This is a genomic window from Pseudomonas sp. NFPP12 (genome assembly GCF_900103205.1).
GTDB lineage: Bacteria > Pseudomonadota > Gammaproteobacteria > Pseudomonadales > Pseudomonadaceae > Aquipseudomonas > Aquipseudomonas protegens.
This window is the reverse complement of the sequence record NZ_FMWW01000004.1, coordinates 140,846-161,064: the sequence shown is the minus strand read 5'-3', so window position 1 is coordinate 161,064 and position 20,219 is coordinate 140,846. Positions and strand designations below refer to the sequence as shown.

At 65.9% G+C, this 20,219-nt stretch carries 17 protein-coding genes and 1 pseudogene; 9 read left to right on the top strand and 9 right to left on the bottom strand.

Going from position 1 to position 20,219, the window contains the following annotated elements; all coding sequences use genetic code 11:
* Positions 1 to 7 precede the first annotated feature (7 nt).
* Positions 8 to 883, bottom strand: a complete 876-nt coding sequence (locus BLS75_RS17870; protein WP_047285528.1) for a MurR/RpiR family transcriptional regulator — start codon at positions 881 to 883, stop codon at positions 8 to 10.
* 131 nt (positions 884 to 1,014) lie between these two features.
* Between BLS75_RS17870 and BLS75_RS17865 the strand changes: the two genes are divergently transcribed.
* The 4 genes from BLS75_RS17865 (at position 1,015) to nahK (ending at position 7,454) form a co-directional block, all read left to right on the top strand.
* Entirely contained in the window at positions 1,015 to 2,061 is a 1,047-nt protein-coding gene (locus tag BLS75_RS17865; protein ID WP_072451458.1) for an Ldh family oxidoreductase, read from the top strand.
* A gap of 224 nt (positions 2,062 to 2,285) precedes the next feature.
* Complete coding sequence (locus BLS75_RS17860; protein WP_072451457.1) at positions 2,286 to 3,470, top strand: porin; 1,185 nt, start codon at positions 2,286 to 2,288, stop codon at positions 3,468 to 3,470.
* Positions 3,471 to 3,724: 254 nt separating this feature from the next.
* Positions 3,725 to 4,888, top strand: coding sequence for a nitric oxide-sensing protein NosP (nosP, locus tag BLS75_RS17855; RefSeq protein WP_072451456.1), 1,164 nt, complete (start codon positions 3,725 to 3,727; stop codon positions 4,886 to 4,888).
* Positions 4,818 to 7,454 carry a hybrid sensor histidine kinase/response regulator NahK/ErcS' gene (gene nahK / locus BLS75_RS17850; RefSeq protein ID WP_072451455.1) on the top strand — a complete coding sequence of 879 codons (2,637 nt, stop codon included), beginning with the start codon at positions 4,818 to 4,820 and terminating at the stop codon, positions 7,452 to 7,454. The genes nosP and nahK overlap by 71 nt, the downstream gene beginning before the upstream one ends.
* Before the next feature lie 664 nt (positions 7,455 to 8,118).
* On the opposite strand, the gene BLS75_RS17845 is transcribed toward nahK, so the two are convergent.
* The 6 genes from BLS75_RS17845 to BLS75_RS17820 all read right to left on the bottom strand — a co-directional run bounded on the left by BLS75_RS17845 (position 8,119) and on the right by BLS75_RS17820 (position 13,654).
* Positions 8,119 to 8,784 (bottom strand): response regulator transcription factor, encoded by a 666-nt coding sequence (locus tag BLS75_RS17845; RefSeq protein ID WP_072451454.1) that lies wholly within the window; start codon positions 8,782 to 8,784, stop codon positions 8,119 to 8,121.
* Positions 8,785 to 8,830: 46 nt separating this feature from the next.
* A complete protein-coding gene (locus tag BLS75_RS17840; protein ID WP_072451453.1) occupies positions 8,831 to 9,373 on the bottom strand; it encodes a PQQ-dependent catabolism-associated CXXCW motif protein in 543 nt (180 codons plus the stop codon).
* Between the two features lie 545 nt (positions 9,374 to 9,918).
* Complete coding sequence (locus tag BLS75_RS17835; RefSeq protein WP_072451452.1) at positions 9,919 to 10,713, bottom strand: ABC transporter permease; 795 nt, start codon at positions 10,711 to 10,713, stop codon at positions 9,919 to 9,921.
* Complete coding sequence (locus BLS75_RS17830; protein WP_072451451.1) at positions 10,710 to 11,468, bottom strand: ABC transporter ATP-binding protein; 759 nt, start codon at positions 11,466 to 11,468, stop codon at positions 10,710 to 10,712. The genes BLS75_RS17835 and BLS75_RS17830 overlap by 4 nt, the downstream gene beginning before the upstream one ends.
* Positions 11,465 to 12,439, bottom strand: coding sequence for a YVTN family beta-propeller repeat protein (locus BLS75_RS17825; protein ID WP_072451450.1), 975 nt, complete (start codon positions 12,437 to 12,439; stop codon positions 11,465 to 11,467). Before BLS75_RS17825 ends, BLS75_RS17830 begins: the two co-directional genes overlap by 4 nt.
* 30 nt (positions 12,440 to 12,469) lie before the next feature.
* Complete coding sequence (locus BLS75_RS17820) at positions 12,470 to 13,654, bottom strand: ABC transporter substrate-binding protein (protein ID WP_072451449.1); 1,185 nt, start codon at positions 13,652 to 13,654, stop codon at positions 12,470 to 12,472.
* 119 nt (positions 13,655 to 13,773) lie between these two features.
* On the opposite strand from BLS75_RS17820, the gene BLS75_RS32410 reads away from it, so the two are divergent.
* The 5 genes and pseudogenes from BLS75_RS32410 to BLS75_RS32150 all read left to right on the top strand — a co-directional run bounded on the left by BLS75_RS32410 (position 13,774) and on the right by BLS75_RS32150 (position 16,451).
* Positions 13,774 to 13,932 carry a hypothetical protein gene (locus BLS75_RS32410; protein ID WP_176876756.1) on the top strand — a complete coding sequence of 53 codons (159 nt, stop codon included), beginning with the start codon at positions 13,774 to 13,776 and terminating at the stop codon, positions 13,930 to 13,932.
* A gap of 2 nt (positions 13,933 to 13,934) precedes the next feature.
* Positions 13,935 to 15,206, top strand: a complete 1,272-nt coding sequence (locus BLS75_RS17815; RefSeq protein ID WP_072451448.1) for a sensor histidine kinase — start codon at positions 13,935 to 13,937, stop codon at positions 15,204 to 15,206.
* Entirely contained in the window at positions 15,206 to 15,844 is a 639-nt protein-coding gene (locus tag BLS75_RS17810) for a response regulator (RefSeq protein WP_072451447.1), read from the top strand. Before BLS75_RS17815 ends, BLS75_RS17810 begins: the two co-directional genes overlap by 1 nt.
* A 42-nt stretch (positions 15,845 to 15,886) precedes the next feature.
* The gene (locus tag BLS75_RS17805) at positions 15,887 to 16,123 is read left to right on the top strand and encodes a type II toxin-antitoxin system ParD family antitoxin (RefSeq protein WP_011060512.1); all 237 of its coding nucleotides are present in this window, start codon (positions 15,887 to 15,889) and stop codon (positions 16,121 to 16,123) included.
* Positions 16,124 to 16,224: 101 nt separating this feature from the next.
* A pseudogene (locus tag BLS75_RS32150) lies at positions 16,225 to 16,451 on the top strand (type II toxin-antitoxin system RelE/ParE family toxin).
* 1,075 nt (positions 16,452 to 17,526) lie between these two features.
* Here the strand turns inward: BLS75_RS32150 and BLS75_RS17795 are convergent.
* Both BLS75_RS17795 and exaA read right to left on the bottom strand, forming a co-directional pair.
* Positions 17,527 to 18,186 (bottom strand): pentapeptide repeat-containing protein, encoded by a 660-nt coding sequence (locus tag BLS75_RS17795; RefSeq protein WP_072451446.1) that lies wholly within the window; start codon positions 18,184 to 18,186, stop codon positions 17,527 to 17,529.
* 78 nt (positions 18,187 to 18,264) lie between these two features.
* The gene (gene exaA, locus BLS75_RS17790; RefSeq protein ID WP_072451445.1) at positions 18,265 to 20,160 is read right to left on the bottom strand and encodes a quinoprotein ethanol dehydrogenase; all 1,896 of its coding nucleotides are present in this window, start codon (positions 20,158 to 20,160) and stop codon (positions 18,265 to 18,267) included.
* Positions 20,161 to 20,219: the final 59 nt, after the last annotated feature.

Genomic DNA, 20,219 nt, shown 5'->3' with positions numbered 1-20,219 from the left:
CGGTTATTTATTGTTTTGGTCGGGCGGACGATGTGTAGCCAACAAACTCGTTATGCAGGGCAGCGGTGGCTTCCAGGCGTTTTTCCACCTCGGGTCCCAGGTGCTTGCACACCTCGTTGACCAACAGGTGCACCAGCGACAGCATGGCCGCGGTGGATTCCCAGAACAGGTTGAATTCAGTGGGCACGCGGAACACCTCGTCGGCGTTCTGCTCGGCCCAGTCGCAGAAGGTGTCGGTGACCAGGGTCACTGGAATTCCGGCCTCGCGGGCCTTGTGGCACAAGGTCAGGGCGTGGCGCGAATAGCGCCGGGCCTCGAACACCACCAGGGCGCAGTCCTCGGCGGGGCTCAGCAGTACGTCGGCGAAATGCCCGGCGGCGCCGTCCACCAGGTGCACGCCGTCACGCAGGTATTGCAGCAGGTGGACCATGGAGGCGGCGATGCCGCGCTCGGTCTGGAACCCCGCCACATACACCCGGCGCCGGCTGGCCAGGCGCTGGACCACGGTCTGCCAGGCCGGGGTCAGGCTGTATTCGTAGACCTTGACCAGCGCCGCCACTTCCAGCTCGAAGCTGCGCGGCAGGCCCTGGGCCGCCGGGTTGGGCTGCTGGCGAAATTCCTGCAGGCGGTCGCCCACCAGCCACGGGCCTTCGCCGAGGTCGTTCTTCAGGTCGTTTTTCAGATCCTTGAAATGGCTGTAGCCGATGGCGCGGCAGAAGCGGCCGACGCTGGATTCGCTGACGCCGAGTTTTTCGGCGATGTCGGCGGCGGTCTGGAAGGGCAGCTCGTAGAGGTTGGCCAGCATGTAGCTGGCAATCGCCCGGCCCGACGCGGTGGCGCTGGACAGGCTGCTTTCAAGGCGTTGCTTGATGGGTTGGCTCATGGTTGTTTTCATTCTTGTGGGCCGTTGACAATGGAAAATGAATGTTTTCTGTCATGAAGTCAACATTTGACAGTTAACTGGCGTGACGCGATAGTCAGGCACCTTCCAATAACAATTCCAATGGAGCTGCAATGACCGAAGCGAACCAGGCGACCCTGGCGCAGGCACCCGTCGAGTACCTCGACCTGCCGGCCTTGACCGACTTGCTGCAACGCATTTTTCTTCGCCACGGCACCTCTGCCGAGGTGGCCCGGGTGCTGGCCGACAACTGCGCCCGCGCCGAGCGCGACGGTTCCCACAGCCACGGGGTGTTCCGCATTCCCGGTTACCTGTCGTCCCTGGCCAGTGGCTGGGTGAATGGGCAGGCGCTGCCGCAAGTGGAGGATGTGGCCCCCGGCGTGGTGGCGGTGGACGCCGGCGGCGGCTTCGCCCAGCCGGCCCTGGCGGCGGCCCGCGAGCTGCTGCTGAGCAAGGCCCGCAGCGCCGGGATCGCGGTGTTGGCGATTCGCAATTCCCACCATTTCGCCGCCCTGTGGCCGGATGTCGAGCCCTTCGCCGAAGAAGGCCTGGTGGCCCTGAGCCTGGTCAACAGCATGACTTGCGTGGTGCCCCACGGCGCCCAGCGCCCGCTGTTCGGCACCAACCCGATTGCCTTCGCCGCCCCCCGCGAGGGCGCCGAGCCCATCGTCTTCGACCTGGCCACCAGCGCCATTGCCCACGGCGATGTGCAGATCGCCAAGCGCCAGGGCCAGCAGTTGCCACCGGGCATGGGGGTGGATCGCGACGGCCAGCCCACTTGCGACCCGGCAGCGATTCTCGACGGCGGCGCCTTGCTGCCCTTTGGCGGGCACAAGGGCTCGGCGCTGTCGATGATGGTGGAGCTGCTGGCGGCGGCGCTGACCGGCGGCAATTTCTCCTTCGAGTTCGACTGGTCGCAACACCCGGGGGCGCAAACGCCCTGGACTGGGCAACTGCTGATCGTCATCGACCCCAGCCACCTGGGCGGCGGGCGTTTTGCCCAGCGCAGCGGCGAGCTGGTGCGGCAGATGCAGGCCGTGGGCCTGGAGCGTATGCCCGGCGACCGGCGCTACCGCACCCGAGCCAAGTCCCTGCAAGAAGGCATTCCCCTGGCCGCCGCCGAACTGGCGCGGCTGCGGGCCCTGGCGGGCGACGACTGAACGGGCGACGACTAAGGACTTCATCCCTTCGCACCCGGGTCCATGAGCCCTTGGTGTTACTCCAGGTAGTGGGCCCGGTAGCGGGCCGGTCGTGGATCGGATTTGCCGCTCCCTGCCAGCCCCTCCAAAGCACCGTGAACTTGCCCCCAAGGCAGCCTATGGGCGGCCTTGGCGCGTTTCGATAATCGCCTCCGACATTTCGTCCCCCGTTTGCGGAGCGCGCCATGCATAACAATAAGAACTGCCAGTACCCTCTGATTCCGGCCCTGCTCGTCGGCCTGTCGACCCTTGGCCTGGGCACTGTCGCCGAAGCCGAGATCATGCTGTACGACAAGGACCAGACGACCTTTTCCACCGACGGCTACATCAACGCCTTCTACGTCAACAGCAAGGTCGACCGCGCCGGCGAGCAGTACGACCGCCGTCAGGCGCGGGTGAAGATGGGCTTTCTGCCCAACTACCTGGGCTTCAACATGGGCAAGCAGGTGGACGACCTCAAGCTCGGCGCCCGGGCCTCGTTCTGGGTGACCATCAACGACAGCGAGACCAACGGCACCGACACCGCCATCGACGTGCGCCAGTTCTACGGCACCGTGGCCAACCCGGAGTGGGGCGAGGTGCTGATCGGCAAGGACTTCGGCCTGTTCGCCCGTTCCAACATCCTGCTCGATGAAATGCTCGCCGGGTACGGCCAGGTCAGCGACAGCCTGGGGCTGGTGGACGGCGGCGGGGTGTCGTTCGGCAACATCGGCAGCGGTTACCCCTATCCCTTTCCTTCGTCGCAGATCACTTACCGCAGCCCGGTGATGGACGGCCTGCGGGTGGCGGTGGGCATCCTCGACCCGGTGGACACCAACGACAGCAGCGCCCTGGGCAAGGCCTACCAGAAGAACCCGCGCACCGAGAGCGAGGTCACCTACCAGTTCGACCTGGGCGGGGCCAAGTTCTACAGCTGGCTCAACGGCAGCTACCAGACCTCCGACAACACCGACCCCAGCGTGCAGTCAGTGACTTCCAAAGGCCTGGGCTATGGCCTGCAGGCCAAGATGGGCGGCCTGTCCCTGACCGGTTCCGGGTTCCAGGCCAAGGGCATCAACCCGTTCTTCACCAACAATGCCGGCGAGGCCACCCTGCGCAATGTCGACAGCAAGGGCTACCTGCTGCAGGGCTCGTACAAGGTGGGCAAGAACCGCCTGGCGCTGTCCTACGGCAAGACGAAGGACGACGGCAACGGCGTGGTGGGCAGCGGCGCCGATTACCAGACCCGGGGCGTGGCGCTGTTCCACGACATCAACGACAACCTCAAGCTGGTGGCCGAGTACAACCAGTTCGAGATCGACGGCCACCACACCACCGCGCAGAACGAAAACACCGACACCTTCGCCGTGGGCGCGGTGCTGACCTGGTAACCCCAGCGCCGGCCCTGGCGTGCGCATCGCGCCCGGGCCGGCGCCCCCTCCATTCCCCATATCTCCCGCATTTCCCGTAGGAGCCGGCTTGCCGGCGAAGAGGCCCTCAAGCCTTGCACCAGCCCGGCCGACGCCTTCGCTGGCAAGCCAGCGCCTACACCCATGGAACCGGCTACCCGCTACCCAAGTAGCATTCGTGCCCCGGGGCCGGCTTCGTACACTCATTGCTCAGACAACCCGCGCCGGAGGCGACGATGCAGCAAGCCCAGAGCGAGGGCGTGGTCAGCGCCATGTCCCAGGCCGTCGATCCGCAGCAGGTGGCCCAGGACCTGGCCAGCCAGTTGCTGCATCCGCACCTGGGCTTCGTGCTGTTCTTCTGTTCCGCCGAATACCCCCTGCAAACCCTCGGCCCGGCCCTGCAACAGAGCTTTGGCGGCATCCCCCTGGTGGGCTGCACCAGCGCCGGGGAAATCACCCCCCTGGGCTACGGACGCAATTGCGTGACCGCCATCGGCTTCGATCACCGGCACTTTTCCATCGCCGCCGAACTGATCGACCAGATGGAGCACTTCAGCCTGATCGACGCCCAGCAGATGGTCGAACGCCTGGTGGGCCGCTGCCGCAGCAACACCCTGGCGCCGATCAAGGGCAACAGCTTCGCCCTGACCCTGCTGGACGGCCTGTCGAGCCGCGAGGAAATGGTCCTGGCCGCCCTCAGCGCGGCCCTGGGGGACATTCCGCATTTCGGCGGTTCGGCCGGCGATGACAACTACCTGACCCACACCCACGTGTATTACGGCGGCGAGTTCCACAGCGGCGCGGCGGTGGTGGTGCTGGTCAACACCTGGCTGGATTTCGAGGTGTTCACCACCCACCACATCCAGCCCCGGGAAGAAAAACTGGTGGTCACCGGCGCCGACAGTACCTTGCGCCGGGTCTATGAACTGAACGCCGAGCCCGCCGCCGAGGAGTACGCGCGGCTGATCGGCGTGCCCCTGGCGCAGCTCGACCACCGGGTGTTCGCCGCCCACCCGCTGGCGGTGCGCATCAACCAGCACTACTACGTGCGCGCGGTGCAGCAGGTGCACCCGGACCTGAGCCTGAGTTTCTACTGCGCGGTGGAAAACGGCATCGTCCTCACCGCCATGACCCCCGGCCCCGTGCTGCCCAACCTGCAACAGCTGTTCGACGGCTTGCAGCAACGCCTCGGCGGGTTGCTGCTGACCATTGGCTGCGACTGTTTTTTGCGCCGCCTGGAGCTGGAGGGGCAGGGCAGCCTGGAGCAGATCGGGGCCTTTTTGCGGGAACAGCGGGTGATGGGTTTCAACACCTACGGAGAACAGTTCAATGGCATGCACATCAACCAGACCTTCACCGGGGTCGCCATTGCCCGCAGTCGAACTCCGGCCCGCCGCTGAGCTGCAAGCGCAGCTCGATTGCCTGCAGCGCGAGAACCGCAAGCTGCGGCGGATCAACAGCGCGCTGATCGAGCGGGTCGAATCCGGCATCACCCGGGGCAATGACCCTTATGCGGCGTTCCAGCATTCGGTGGTGCTGGCCGAGCAGGTGCGCGAACGCACCGACGCCCTGAACCAGGCCATGGCCGAGCTCAAGGCCGGCAACCATTTGCTCAGCGAAGCGCGGCTGCGGGCCGAGACGGCACACCAGCACCTGATCGATGCCATCGAGAGCATTTCCGACGCCTTCGTGCTGTTCGACCAGGAGCAGCGCATCGTCCTGTTCAACAGCCGCTTCCGTGCCTTCTGGAGCCACAGCCGGGTGCGGATCATGGCCGGCATGCGCCTCTCGGAAGTGCGCAGGTTGCTGACCAGCACCGGGCTGTTCAGCGAAGAACCGCGCAGTGGCGGTGACGAGCAGTTGCTGTATCGCCTGCACAACGGCCGTTGGCTGCAGGTCAGCGAGCGGCCGACCCGGGAAGGCGGGCGGGTGATCCTGTTCACCGACATCACCGAGGTCAAGCACAGCGAAACCCTGCGCCGGGAACAGGCGGTGGCGCAAAAGTCCCACCTGCTGCAACGGGCGGTGGACAACCTGTCCCAGGGCGTGGCCATGGTCAGCGCCGAGGGCGTGCTGGAGTTGTGGAACCGGCGCTTCCTGGAGCTCAGCGGGCTGGCCCCGGTGGCCGCGCATCGCTTGTTTGCCGAGGTCATCGGTGACAGCGAACTGCGCCTGCTGAGCCCCGACAGCCGCGACGCCAACGGCCGGCCGATCCACGAATGCGAGCAGCGCCTGAGCGATGGTCGGGTGCTGGAGATCCGCACCCATCCGCTGCCCACCGGTGGTTTCGTCAACACCTTCACCGACATCACCGAGCGCTACCAGCACGCCGAGGCCCTGAGCGAAAGTGAACGCTGGATTCGCCTGATCACCGACCATGTGCCGGCGCTGATCGCCTACCTTAATGCCGATCTGGTGTATGAGTTCACCAACAAGGTCTACGAGGAGTGGTACTGCTGGCCCCGCGGCGTGATGCTCGGCCAGAGCCTGCGCGAGGTGCACAGCGAGCAGCACTACCAGCGCCTGGAAAGCTATGTGGAACGGGCCCTGGCCGGGGAGAGCGTGACCTTCGAATTCGCCGAGACCAACATCAACAATCAGGAGCGCTACATGCTGCGCTCCTACGTGCCCAACCGCCTGGCCAATGGCGAGGTGGTGGGGATCTTCGTGCTGATCCGCGACATCACCGAGCGCCGGCGCACCGCCGAGGCGCTGCATCAGGCCTACCAGAACCTGGAGCTGCGGGTGCGCGAACGCACCGCCGAGCTGACCACTCTCAACCAGCAGCTGCTGCGCGAGATCGAAGAGCGCAGCCGGGTTGAATCGCGGCTGCGCGAGGCCAAGGCCGAGGCCGAACGGGCCAACCTGTCGAAGACCAAGTTCCTCGCCGCGGTCAGCCATGACCTGCTGCAACCCCTGAACGCCGCGCGGCTGTTCACCAGCGCCTTGCTGGAGCGTCGCGATCCCCAGGCCAGCAGCGCCCTGGTGCGCAATGTCAGCAACTCCCTGGAAGACGTGGAAAACCTGCTGGGTACCCTGGTGGACATTTCCAAGCTCGATGCCGGGGTGATCAAGGCCGATATCGCGCCCTTTGCCTTGAGCGAACTGCTGGAAAACCTCGCCGCCGAGTACGCCCAGGTGGCCCGCAGCGAAGGCCTGGAACTGCACTTCGTGGCCTGCTCGGCGCTGGTGCGCAGCGACATCCAGCTGCTGGCGCGGATTCTGCGCAACCTGTTGAGCAACGCCATCCGCTACACCCGCCAGGGCCGGGTGGTGCTGGGCTGTCGGCGCCAGGGGCGCTGGCTGTCGATCCAAGTCTGGGACAGCGGCATGGGCATCGCCGCCGAACGCCTGGAGGAAATCTTCCAGGAGTTCAAGCGCGGCGAAGAACAGCGCCCGGACCAGGATCGCGGCCTGGGCCTGGGGCTGGCCATCGTCGAGAAGATTGCCGGGATTCTCGGGCACCGCATTGGCGTGCGCTCCTGGCCGGGGCGCGGTTCGGTGTTCAGCGTGCAAGTGCCGATCAGCGCCAGCGCGCCCTTGCCAGCGCCGCGCCCGGAGCTGGGCGACGCCCTGCTGGAGCGTTTGCAGGGGGCGCGGATCTGGGTGCTGGATAACGACGCGGCGATCTGCGCCGGCATGCGCACCTTGCTTGAAGGCTGGGGCTGCCAGGTGATCACCGCCTTGTCCGAAGAAGACCTGGCGCGCCAGGTCGACGACTACCGCGCCGAGGCCGACCTGCTGATTGCCGACTACCACCTGGACCAGCAACAGAACGGCATCGACGCCGTGGCGCGAATCAACGCCCGTCGCGCCCTGGCGATCCCGGCGATGATGATCACCGCCAACTACAGCAACGAGCTCAAACAGCAACTGCGCGAACTGGGCCACACCCTGATGCACAAACCCGTGCGCCCGATGAAACTCAAGACCGCCATCAGCCACCTGCTGACGCCCCCCGTGTAGCCGCTGCCGCAGGCTGCGTCCGGCTCCGTAGGAGACGCCAACCCTGCCAGCGCGGTCTATCAGAACAACCCGCGTGGCTCGATTCAGCGCCCTGGGGTTGGTCGCAATGAATGCGCCGGTCTTCGGGTCACTGGAAGGGCCTTCGGCCCTTGTCGCAGCCTCGCCAAAGGCTCGGCAGCGGCTACAGGAATTGCAGGATTTGCAGGGCGGGCGCAGAGGGCTTCGTGTAGCCGCTGCCGCAGGCTGCGCCCGGCTCCGCAGGAGACGCCAACCTTGCCAGCGCGGTCTAGCAGAACAACCCGCATGGTTCGATTCAGCGCCCTGGGGTTGGTTGCGATGAACGCGTGGGGCTTCGGATCGCTGGAAGGGCCTTCGGCCCTTGTCGCAGCCTCGCCAAAGGCTCGGCAGCGGCTACAGGGTTTGCAGGAATTGCAGGAATTGCAGGATTTGCAGGGCGCAGAAGGCTTCGTGTAGCCGCTGCCGCAGGCTGCGCCCGGCTCCGCAGGAGACGCCAACCCTGGCAACGCGGTCTATCAGAACAACTCGCGTGGCTCGATTCAGCGCCCTGGGGTTGGTCGCAATGAATGCGCCGGTCTTCGGAACGCTGAAGGGCCTTCGGCCCTTGTCGCAGCCTCGCCGAAGGCTCGGCAGCGGCTACAGAGGGTTAGCGGCGCAGGTAGGCACCGAAATCGATGTCCCCGGCACTGAGGATCGCTTGCACCCGGTTGTGCACGTTGAGCTTGCGCAAAATCGCCGAGACGTGGGCCTTCACCGTGGTTTCGGCAATGTCCAGGGTGTAGGCGATCTGCTTGTTGGATTCGCCCTTGGTCATGCGTTCCAGCACCAACAGCTGTTTGCGGGTCAGGGCCTGGAGCAGTTCCGGGGGGAAGCTCGGGGTCTCGCTGCTGCGCCGCCCCGGCGGGCTTTTCTGGGTGCGGATGATGTCCGGCGGCAGGTACACGTTGCCGTTGAGGATCTGTTCGATGGCCTCGGTCATCTGCGAGCGCGCCGAGGATTTGGTGATGAAGCCGACGGCGCCGTAGGTGATGGCCTGGAGCACGATCTGCTTGTCCTGCTCGGCGGAAACGATCACCACCGGAATGGTTGGCGCTTCGTTGCGCAGGGTGATCAGGCCGTTGAGGCCGTGCATGCCGGGCATGTTCAGGTCCAGCAGGATCAGGTCGAGGTCGTCGTGTTCCTGGGTCAGGGCCAGGGCGCTGTCCAGGTCGGCGGTTTCCATCACCTCGCTGCCGGGAAATCCGTCGCTGATGACGTTGTGGATGGCTTCGCGAAACAGTGGGTGATCGTCGGCTATCAGAATTTTATACATGGCCTTTCACCTCGTTATTGTGATTGTGCGGGGGACACTGGCGGCTTCAGGGAAAGGCTTCCGGCTGGGCCGCCACCACGGGCAACCCGGCGGCCTCCCAGGCGTCCAGGCCGTCGCGATACCAGTAGAGGGAGGTATAGCCCAAGGCTGCGGCGCGTTTTACCGCGTTCCAGCTCAGCCAGCAATCGGCGCGGCAATAAAAGACCAGCGGTTGTTGCCGGTTGCCAGCGCTGAGCTGTTGCAGGTAGCGGCTGAAGTATTGCTGCCACTCGGGGCTCAGTTCGCCGTCGCCGGTGTTGGCCAGCCAGTGGCTGCCGGGCAGGTTGGCGTGGGGCTCGCTGTCGATGAAGCGGCCTTGCAGCCATTGCCGGCGATAGACGTCGATCAGCAGGGGTTTGGGTTGCGTCTGGAGCAGGGCCTGCAAGCCTTGGGTGTCGATGATCTGCGCGGCCTCTACCTGGGTGGGCGTCGGGCTGCGGTAGAGGCTGGTGCGATAGCCGTCGGCGGAAAACAGCGGAGTCTCGGCTTGGGCCATTCCCAGGGTCAGGCTCAGCGAGAGCAGGGCCAGGGTCTGCAGGGCACGGGGCATAAGGGTTTTGTCCTTCTTGTTATGCGCCCATTACATGCCAGGGCGATGGCATTTGTGAATGCGACCATCGACAGCAAAAGCAGTACCAAAGTCGTAGGTTTTGGCTGGGCGAGGCTCTCGCGCTTGTCTGTAGCCGCTGCCGCAGGCTGCGCCCGGCTCCGCAGGAGACGCCAAACCTGGCAATGCGGTCTATCAGAACAACCCGCGTGGCTCGATTCACCGCCATGGTGTTGGTCGCGATGAACGCGTGGGGCTTCGGATCGCTGAAGGGCCTTCGGCCCTTGTCGCAGCCTCGCCGAAGGCTCGGCAGCGGCTACAGGAGTTGCAGGAGTTGCAGGGCGCAGAAGGCTTCGTGTAGCCGCTGCCGCAGGCTGCGACCGGCTCCGCAGGAGACGCCAAACCTGCCAGCGCGATCCATCAGGGCAACCCACGGGGGGATTCGCTGCAATGTGCCGGTTTGCGGATCGCTGGAAGGTCCTGCGGCCCTTTTCGCAGCCTCGCCCAAGGCTCGGCAGCGGCTACAGAGGCTCTTTATCCGGGGAAACCTAGGCGGTGCTTTTGCGCAGGGCGGCGTGCTGGGGGTTGAAGGTCAGCACCGCCAGCAGGGAGAACACCAGGGTCAGGCCCAGGCACACGGCCAGGGCCAGCAGGTTGAGGCGTTCGTACAGGGCGAAGCGCACCAGTTCCACGGCGTGGGTGAAGGGGTTGAGGGCGCACAGCCAGTACAGCCAGGGGCTGGCTTCGAGCATCTTCCACAGCGGGTATAGCGCCGAGGACAAAAAGAACAGCGGGAAGATCACGAAGTTCATCACCCCGGCAAAGTTCTCCAACTGGCGGATGGCGTTGGACAGCAGTAGCCCCAGGGCGCTGAGCATCAGCGCCACCAGCAGCAGCGCCGGCAGCGCGGCCAGCAGGCCCATGGCCGGCGGTTGCACGCCATACAGCCAGGCCACCGTGAGGAAGGCATAGACCTGCAGCAGCGAGATCAGCGAAGTGGCCAGCAGCTTGCTGGCCAGCAGGAAGGCCCGGGGCAGGGGGCTGGTGAGCAGCACGCGCATGCTGCCCATTTCCCGGTCGTAGACCATCGACAGCGAGCCCTGCATGCCGTTGAACAGCAGGATCATGCAGGCCAGCCCCGGGACGATGTAGACCTCGTAGGGAATGTAGGTGCTGTAGGGCTCGATGATGGCGATGCCCAGGGCGGCGCGAAAGCCGGCGGCGAACACCAGCAGCCACAGTAGCGGGCGCACCAGGGCGCTGAGAAAGCGCGTGCGCTGCAGCACGAAGCGCAGCCATTCGCGCAGCACGATGCCGCGCAGGCATTGCCAGTAGGCGTTCATGCGAGCGGTTCTCCTATCGGGGCCGGGCGTGGCTGGGGATTCTGGGTCAGGCGGGCGAAGGCTGTGCCCAGGTCGCCGCCCTGTTCCTGGCTGATGGTGCTGGCCACGCCACTGGCCACCAGGCGCCCCTGATGCAGGATCAGCAATTGATCGTCGGCCTGCACCTCATCCAGCAGGTGGGTGGTCCAGAGCACGCTCAGGCGCTGTTCCTGGCACAGCTGGCGAATGTGCCGGTTGAGCGCCAGGCGGCTGGCGGGGTCGAGGCCGGCGCTGGCTTCATCGAGCAGCAGCAGGCGCGGTTCATGCAGCAGGGCGCGGGCGATCTCCACCCGCCGGCGGTGGCCGCCATTGAGGGCGCGCACGCTGTCCCGGCGCCGTTCGCTCAAGCCCTGGCGCGCCAGTTCGGCGTCGATCCGCGCCTGCCCCTGGCGCCGCGACAGGCCATGCAGCGCGGCGTGGTAGTGCAGGTTCTGCTCGACGCTCAGGTCCAGGTCCAGGGTGCTTTGCTGGAACACCACGCCGAGCTGGCGCAGGGCGGCCCGGGCGGCGTTGCGCAGCGAGCAGCCGCCGACACGGATGTCGCCCTGCTGCAGGTCGTAGAGCCTTGTGAGCAGGGCGATCAGGGTCGACTTGCCGGCGCCGTTGGGGCCCAAGAGCGCGGCAAAGCGCCCGGGAGCCAGGCTCAGGCTGACCTGATCGAGGGCCTGGCGCGGGCCGTAGGCGAAGCTCAGCTGGCTGACCTCCAGGGCGTTCATGGGGTCACCACCACGCCCCAGGGATAGCGCCCGACCTTCACCGACTTGAGCACCTTGAGGCTGTTCACGTCGATCACCGAAACATCGCCGCTGACCCCGTTGGTGGCCAGCAACTGGCTCTGATCCGGGGTGAATGCCAGCTGCCAGACCCGCCGCCCCACCAGCAGGTAGTCGAGGATCTCGTAGGTCTTGGCGTCGATCACCGCCACGTGGTTGGCCGGGCCCAGGGCGACGAAGGCGTACTTGCCGTCGGCGCTGAGCTTGATGCCCACCGGCTGCACCTTGTCCGGGTGCACGCCCTTGATCTTGAAGTTCAGGGTCTTGAGCACCTGGCGCGTGGCCACGTCGAGGATGGTCACGGTGCCGCCGATTTCCGCCGAGGCCCAGAGCCTTGAGCCGTCCTGATTGAACTCGACGAAGCGCGGGCGCTGGTCCACCAGGGTGCTGTCGGCCAGGGTCTGGGTGCTGGTGTCGATCCAGTGCAGCATGTTGGTGGTTTCGCTGGTGTTCACCGCCCACTTGCCGTCGGGGCTTACCGCCATGCCTTCGGGCTCGACCCCAACGTTGATCTGGCCGAGGACCTTGGCGGTCTCGGTGTCGATCACCGTGACCAGCGCATCGTCCTCGTTGGACACGTACAGCCAGCGGTTGTTGGGGTGCAGGGCGAACTGCTCGGGGTCCTTGCCGGACGGCAGTTCCTTGATGATCTTGCGGGTGGCCACGTCCATCACCTGGACCCGGTCCGAATCGCTGGCGCAGATGTACAGCAGCTTGTTGTCATGGGACAGCAGCAACCCGCGCGGGCGCTGACCCACCGGCAGGGTCTCGGTGACTTCCAGGGTCTGCAGGTCGATCAGGCTCAGGCTGTTGTCCTTTTCGTTGGAGACCCAGGCCGTGGCGGCCATGGCGTGCCCGGCGGCGAGCAGCAGGGCCGCGCACAGGGCGGAGCGGCAGAGAAGGGGGCGGCGCATGGCGGATTCCTTGTTGTTGTGGTTATGGGATCAGGGGTAGCGGCAGGTCACTTCGGGGCGGTCGTAGCCCAGGCTGTCCATTTCGTTGAAGGGGTGCAGGAAACCGTCCTGGGGCGAGGTGCTGACCAGGGCTCGGGGCTGCACCAGGGGAATCGGCTGGCGCAGTTCGCCGTTCCACGGCCGGTAGCTGAGCTTGCGGCCCTTGAACCCGTCCAGGGGCAACTGGTCGCTGAGCAGCAGTGCCTGCAGGGCCCGAGGGTCGGCCTGGCGCAGTTTGCTCACCGCGCTGGCGACGCTGCGCACGGCCATCCAGGCGGCGAAGTCGCGGTCGTTCATCCAGCGTCCGGCCTGGGCTTCGAAGCGCTTTTGCAGTTGCGCGGCGCCGAAGGTTTCCACGCTTTTGTGCCAGCCGGTGGGGGTCAGGCCCTGGGTGCCGGCCACCGGGCGCGGGTACCAGGTCTGGTAGGGCAGGTATTCGCCGAAGTCGCCGCGCTCGTCGGCCACCAGCACCACGTCGTATTCGGCGGTCTGGGTGAACAGCGGCATGTCGGCCTGGGCGCTGCGGCGCTGGTCGTTGTCGAAGGTCCAGGGTTTTTCCGCGACGATCTTCACGCCGAAGCGCTGGGTGGCCCGGCGCAGGGCATCGGCGTAGGCCCGGTCATCCTCGGTCTGGCCGACGACGAGCAAGGCCCGCTGCCATTTGCGCAGCACCATGAACTGCACCAGGGCGTCGGCCAGCATCGCCCGGCCGGGCAGGCTGTGCAGTACGTTGCCCAGGCACTGGCTGCTGCGCAGGCGGTCGTCGGGGCTGCCGGCGTTGAACAAGAGGCTGTCGGGCAGGGCGGCGGACAACTCGCGCAGGCTGGCCGCCGGGGCATTCACCACGAACAGCCGCAGGCCCAGGTCATGCTGGGCCTTGGCGGCTTGCAGCAGTGCCCCGGGGCTGTCGACGCTGGCGCTGTCGAGCTGGAACTGCTGCTTGAGAAAGCGCCCGGTGCTGTTGCTGTCGACAATCGCCAGCTGCGCGCCCTGCAGCCCGGCGTCGGCTGGCTCGGGAATGATGTTGGACAGCAGCGGGCCGGGGTCGGGGCGATAGCCCAGGTAGCCGATGCGCACCTGCAAGGGGTCCTCGCTGGCCTGGCTCGCGGCCAGGGGCAACAGGACCGAGGCCAGGGCCAGCAGGCAGGTCGGGATAAGCGGGGCAGGCTGGTGCATAAGGCACTCCACGGCAGGTGGCGCCAGCATAGGAAGAGTACCGGGGCGGGGAAATATGCAGAAAGTAGCGCCCGGGCAGTACCAAGGTAGTAGCCCGGCGCGGGTGCGGCGGTCTTAGCATGGTTGCAGCGGCCTCGACCCTGGAGAACACCGTCATGCGCATCCTCAAATTGCTGCTGTTGCCCTTGCTGCTGATCCTCAGCCTGATCGGCGTCGACCGTCTGCACGGCCCGCGCCCGGTGCTGCCCCAAGCGCTGCCGTTGGTGCCGGGGCGCTAGGCATGTCGGCGCTGTGGCGGATCAACCTGTGGGTCTCGGCGTTCTTTGCCGTGGTGACCCTGGCCTGCGCCGCCTTGCTGCTGCATCAGGCGGTGGCCGATGTCGAGCGTGAGTTGCAGTCCGCCGAGGCGGTGGTGGAGTACCTCAGCGACAGCGCCGCGCGCAACCCGGCGGGCCTGCAACCGCACCTGACCCAGAGCCTGCGCCATGTGCGGGTGCACTGGCTGGCGCCTGACGAGGCGGCACGCATGCCGGAGGAGGCCGGGCTGGACGCCTGGCTCGGCCGCCAGTTGTTCAGCGAGCGCCGCCACAGCGCCCGCGAACTGGACCTGGGCGACGGCCGCCGGGTGCTGATCGCCGTGGACGCGCGGGATGAGATCGACGAAGTCTGGGATTCCCTGCAACAGCTGTTGAGCCTGTGCGGCCTGGCCCTGCTCCTGAGCCTGCTGACCATCCGCTGGGCGGTGCGCTGTGGCATGGGCTTGCTGGATGATTTGCTGCGGGCTTTACAGCAAGTGTCCGGCGGGCAACTGGCGGTGCGCCTGCGCGAAGCCGGCCTGCCGGAAGCGCGACAACTGGCCGGACACTTCAACCGCATGACCGCGACCCTGGAACAGACCCGCGCCGACAACACTCAACTGACCCAGGCCCTGCTGGCGGTGCAGGAGCGCGAGCGCACCTACCTGGCGCAGACCCTGCACGACGACCTCGGGCAATACCTGGCGGGCATCCGCGCCCAGGTCTGCCTGCTGCGCATGGTGGCCGACCAGCCGACGGTAGTGGAGCACACGGCCCAGGCCCTGGAGCTCAACTGCGAGCGCTTGCAGCAAGGCTTTCGCGCCCTGGTGCAGGACCTGTACCCGGTGGTGCTGCAGCACCTGCCGCTGGCCGAAGCCTTCGGCCTGCTGGTGAGCCAATGGCAGGACAGCCAGGGCATCGACTGCCAATTGCGGGTCGGCGCCGACCTGCCAGCGTTGCCCAGCGCCAGCAAGACCCACCTCTACCGCCTGCTGCAAGAAGCGCTGACCAATGTCGCCCGGCACGCCGGCGCCAGCCAGGTACGGGTGCGCCTGCAACGCAGCGCCCGGGGCCTGCGCCTGCTGGTGCGCGACAACGGTCGCGGCGCGCGCCAGCCCCAGCGCCCCGGCGTCGGCCTGCACTCGATGGCCGAACGGGCCCGCAGCCTGGGCGGCGAACTGCACATCCTCAGCCGTCCCGGCGCCGGTTGGGCCCTGGCCTTGAACATGCCCCTGAACATGCCCATGGAGGCCTGATGAACATCTTGTTGGTGGATGACCACGCCGTGGTCCGCCAGGGTTACGCCAGCTTGCTGCGCGCGGTATTGCCGGCGATGCAGGTGCGTGAAGCGGCCAGCGGCGAAGAGGCCCTGGCCCGGGTCGCCGAAGAAGTGCCGAACCTGGTGATCATGGATTTCGGCCTGCCGGGCATCAGCGGCCTGGAGACCACCCGCCGCCTGCGCCAGCGCCTGCCGCAACTGCGGGTGCTGTTCTTCAGCATGCACGACGAACTGCCCCTGGTGCGCCAGGCCCTGGAGGCCGGCGCCTCGGGCTACCTGACCAAGAACTCCGCGCCCCAGGTGCTGATCGAAGCGGTGCACCGAGTACTGGCCGGGCACGCCTACATCGAACAGCCCCTGGCCACGCAACTGGCCTGCACCCCGGCGCAGAACAGCAGCGACCCGCGCTTGCAGAGCATGACCCAGCGCGAGCTGGAGATCTTCGTGATGCTGGCCAAGGGCACCCCGGCGCGGGTGATTGCCGAGCAGCTGTGCATCAGCGCCAAGACTGTGTCCAACCACCTGACCTTGCTCAAGAGCAAGCTGCAGGTCAGCTCCCATGCGGAGTTGGTGCATTTGGGGATTGATATGGGGGTGGTGCGGGTGGCGGGGTGAGGGGGTATGGTTTGGCAAATTTTGTCAAAAGCGGACAAAGCCATGAGCACCATGAACATCTCCCTGCCGGACGCTCTCAAGTCCTTTGTCGATGATCAAGTCAGCCAGCGCGGCTACAGCACCAGCAGTGAATATGTGCGTGAGCTGATTCGCAAGGATCAGGATCGGCAACATCTGCGTGGCCTGTTGTTGGCCGGTGCTCAATCGGCGCCGGGCACTGCTGTGCAGGGTGACTATTTCGAATCCCTGCGTGCCAGGGTTCACAAGGCGCGAGGATGAAAGCCAAGCCGGTCATGCCACGTGCCCTTGCCAGCCAGGACGTGGGAGGCGCTATCAGCGACTAGCTTGACCAACAGGCCGAGCAGGCTGCGCCCGGTTTTATCGATGCTTTGGAAAAGGCCTATGTTCATATCGGCCGCCATCCGGCCTCGGGTATGTCTCGCTACGCCCACGAGCTGGATCTGCCGGGGGGGGGCTTTGCTGGCCGTTGAAGCGCTATCCCTATCTGGTGTTCTACGTTGAGCGCGATGACCACATCGATGTATGGCGGGTTTTGCATGGCATGCAGGACTTTCCTGAGTGGTTGGCTGAAGGTTTTTTTTGGTAGTGGTGGGGGATGTCTGGGTTTTTTTGTGGTGAGTTTGAGGGGGGACATATCCGTTGCTGCGGGTGTGGTGGCTGGTGGTTTCGTCTTTAGGGTGCTGTGCCGCGGGGTGCATATCCGTTGCTGCGGTCACGGCCACTTAGGGTTTCGCCCTTACGGCGACTCACTTTTTTCAAACGCCGGAGTGCCGGCCCAGCAAAAAGTAAGCAAAAACGCTTGCCCCTCCATGGGCCCCTCGCTGAGGCTCGGTGTTCCCTCGCTTCGGCATTGCTCCCGGGGCCGCCGCCAACCGGCCATCCATGGCCGGGTGGCGGCTAGCTCGGCATCCCTGCCGAGCTGCCCCCTACGCAACGCCTACGCTCGGCCTGCTGGGAAGGGGCCTGAAGATCAAGATCAAAAGCCAAGGTGCGCAGGCCGTCTCCTTGTAGCCGCTGCCGAAGACTGCGAACGAGCGCCAGCGCTCGCGAAACCAGGCAGCGCGGTGGGTCAGGAGCATTGGGGATGCAGGTTTAGCGTCTCCTGCGACGGAGTGCCGCCCAGAGCGTTCGCAGCCTGCGGCAGCGGCTATAGAGTATGTGCGTTCTGTAGCCGCTGCTGAGCCTGCGAAGCTGCGAAAAGGTCCGCAGGACCTTCAGCCCTCCCAAGAGCAACGTCGCCCAGTGAAGGACAAATGAAACAAGGCCGGCCGGTAGGCCGCCGTCAGATTTTGATCTTGATCTGGCTTTTGATCTTCCTGCCCCCTTAGACACGATGGCCGAACGCAGGCATTGAGCCGTGGGTAACCCGGCAGGATGCCGGGTTAGCCGCCACCCGGCCATGGATGGCCGGTGGCGGCGGCCCACGGAACAATGCCGGAGTGAGGGCATGCCGAGCCTAGGCGAGGCACCGAGTGGAGGGGCAGAAGCGTTTTGCTCACCTTTTGTCTGGGCCGGCATTCCGGATTTTCAAAAGTGAGTCGCTGTAAGAGCGAAACCGCCAGCGGCCGTGACCGCAGCAACGGATATGTACACAGCCCACCGCTGTAAGAGCGAAACCCAAAGTAGCTACACCCGCAGCAACGGATATGCCCCCCGTCCCCTTACTTATCCCACGTCCCCGGACACCCCTGGCACCCCTCCATATTGGCATCCTGAAAATTCCCATAGTGCTGCCGCGCCCCGCGCAAATCGGCCCGTTCCAGATTGCTCTCGCCAAACTTCGCCTCCTGCAGATTGGCATCACTCAGATCGGCCCCTTGCAGATCCGCCTTGCTCAACCAGGCCATCTCCAGGTCCGCCGCCCGCAGGTTGGCCTGGTGCAGCTTGGCCCCGGACAGGCGGGCAAATTGCAGGTAGGCCGCGCTGAGGTCGGCTTTTTCGAATTGCGCGCCCTGGGCAAACAGGCCCCAGCCCTGGATCGCCATCAGCTTGGCGTCGGTGAAGTCCGCCAGCCGCAGGTTGCTCTGTTGCAGGCTGGCGCGGGTCAGGTTGGCGCCTTGCAGGCGGGCCTTTTCCAGGTTGGCCAGGTCCAGTTGGGCGTGGCGCAGGTCGGCGCCGGAGAGGTCGGCGCCGGCCAGGTTCATCTTGCGCAGGTCCTGGTTGGCGAGGTTGGCGCCACGCAGGTTGGCGCCGGGGCATTGGCTGGATTCGGCGATCAGGCAGCCGTTGACGGTCAGCGGTACATCGTTGCCGTCGTCGTCGACATTCATTGCCAAGGCGGGGGAGAGGCCCAACAGCAGGGCCAGTGGCAGGTAGTTCATGGTGCGGTTCTCCAGGCTGGAGTGAAGGCGGGTGTGGCGAGGAAGCGGGCTCCCTCGCCACAGACAAGGCGGGGATGATCAGCGTTGGGCGGTCTTGTTATCCCAGCTCGGGATCTTGAACACCCAGAACGAGCCGCCTTGGGCCACCGGCTTGGTCAGTTCGGCCATGTCGCCGCCCCACAGCGGCACCGCGCCGCCGTAGCCCACGGTCACGCCGATGTACTGCTCGCCATCCTGTTCCCAGGTGATGGGCGGCGAGACGATGCCGCTGCCGGTCTGGAATTTCCACAGCTCCTTGCCGGTCTTGGCGTCGAAGGCCTTGAAGAAGCCGTCGCCGGTGCCGGTGAACACCAGGTTGCCCTTGGTCGCCAGGACCCCGGCCCACAGCGGCAGGTGTTCCTTGTGCTCCCAGACCAGCTTGCCGGTGGTCGGGTCCATGGCGCGCAGGGTGCCGACGTGGTCGTCGTACATGCGCTTGATACGGAACCCCATCCCCAGGTAGGCCGAGCCTTTCTTGTAGTTCACTTCCTCGGTCCAGTACTCCTCCTTCCACTGGTTGCCGGGGATGTAGAACAGCCCGGTGTCCTGGCTGTAGGCCATGGGGTTCCAGTTCTTGCCACCCAGGAACGGCGGCGAGACTTCCACCGGCTTGCCCTTGGTTTCACCCGGCAGCGGCTTGGCCGGACGCTGGCCTGCGTTTTCCACCGGGCGCCCGGTCTTGAGGTCGATGTGGCTGGCCCAGGTGATGTTGTCGACGAAGGGGAAGGCGTTCTGCAATTTGCCGTTGTTGCGGTCCACCACGTAGAAGAAGCCGTTGCGGTCGGCGTGGCCGGTGGCCTTGACCACCTTGCCGTCCTTGCCCTTGTAGTCGAACAGCACCAGTTCGTTGTTGCCGGAGAAGTCCCAGGCGTCGTTCGGCGTGTGCTGGTAGAACCATTTCACTTCGCCGGTGCTCGGGTCGACGCCGACCTGGCCCGAGGTGTACAGGCTGTCGTAGTCGTGGGGGTTGCCGTCTTTGGCGGTGCGCGCCCAGGTGTTCCACGGCCCGGGGTTGCCGGCGCCGACGATGATGGTGTTGGTTTCGGCATCGAAGCTGGCGCTCTGCCAAGGGGCGCCGCCGCCGTGGCTCCAGGCTTCGACCTTGCCGGTTTCGGTGGTCTTGTCGTCGGGCCAGGACGGCGCCTTGACGTCGCCGGTGGGGGTGCTGTCCTTGCCGTTCAGGCGGCCCATGTGGCCTTCGACGAAGGGCCGCATCCACACCTCTTCGCCGGTCTCCGGGTCGCGGGCGAACAGCTGGCCGACCACGCCGAATTCATCGCCCGAGCTGCCGTGGATCAGCAGCACCTTGCCGCTGGTCTTGTCCTTGATCAGCACCGGGGCGCCGGTCATGGTGTAGCCGGCGCTGTGGTCGCCGAACTTCTTGTTCCACACCACCTTGCCGGTGTTCTTGTCCAGGGCGATGACCCGGGCGTCGAGGGTGCCGAAGTAGATCTTGTCGCCGTAGATCGCCGCGCCGCGGTTGACCACGTCGCAGCACGGGCGAATGTTGTCCGGCAGGCGGTGGTTGTAGGTCCACAGGCGCTTGCCGGTCTTGGCGTCCAGGGCGAACACCCGCGAGTAGGAGCCGGTGACGTAGACCACGCCGTCGCTGACGATGGCCTGGGATTCCTGGCCGCGTTGCTTCTCGTCGCCGAAGGAATAGGACCAGGCCGGGGTCAGCTTGAACACGTTCTTGTCGTTGACCTGGGCCAGCGGGCTCCAGCGCTGGGCGTTGGTGCCCATGCCGTACTGCAGCACGTCCTTGGTGGTCAGGTGGTCGTTGGCGATGTCTTCCCAGGTCACGTTCTTGCCGGCAGGTGCCGCCGGGGCGGTGGCCGCTGTGGCCGCCGCGCCCAGGGACAGGCTGCCGGCCAGCAGCAGGGCCTGGACGGCAAGGCTCAGGGGGGAGAGGGCGGGTAGCGATCTTATTGTCATGGTTGCGGTTCCCAGTGGAGGTTTTGGCCTGACTAGGGTCTGCCGCGCGAGGCGCTTTG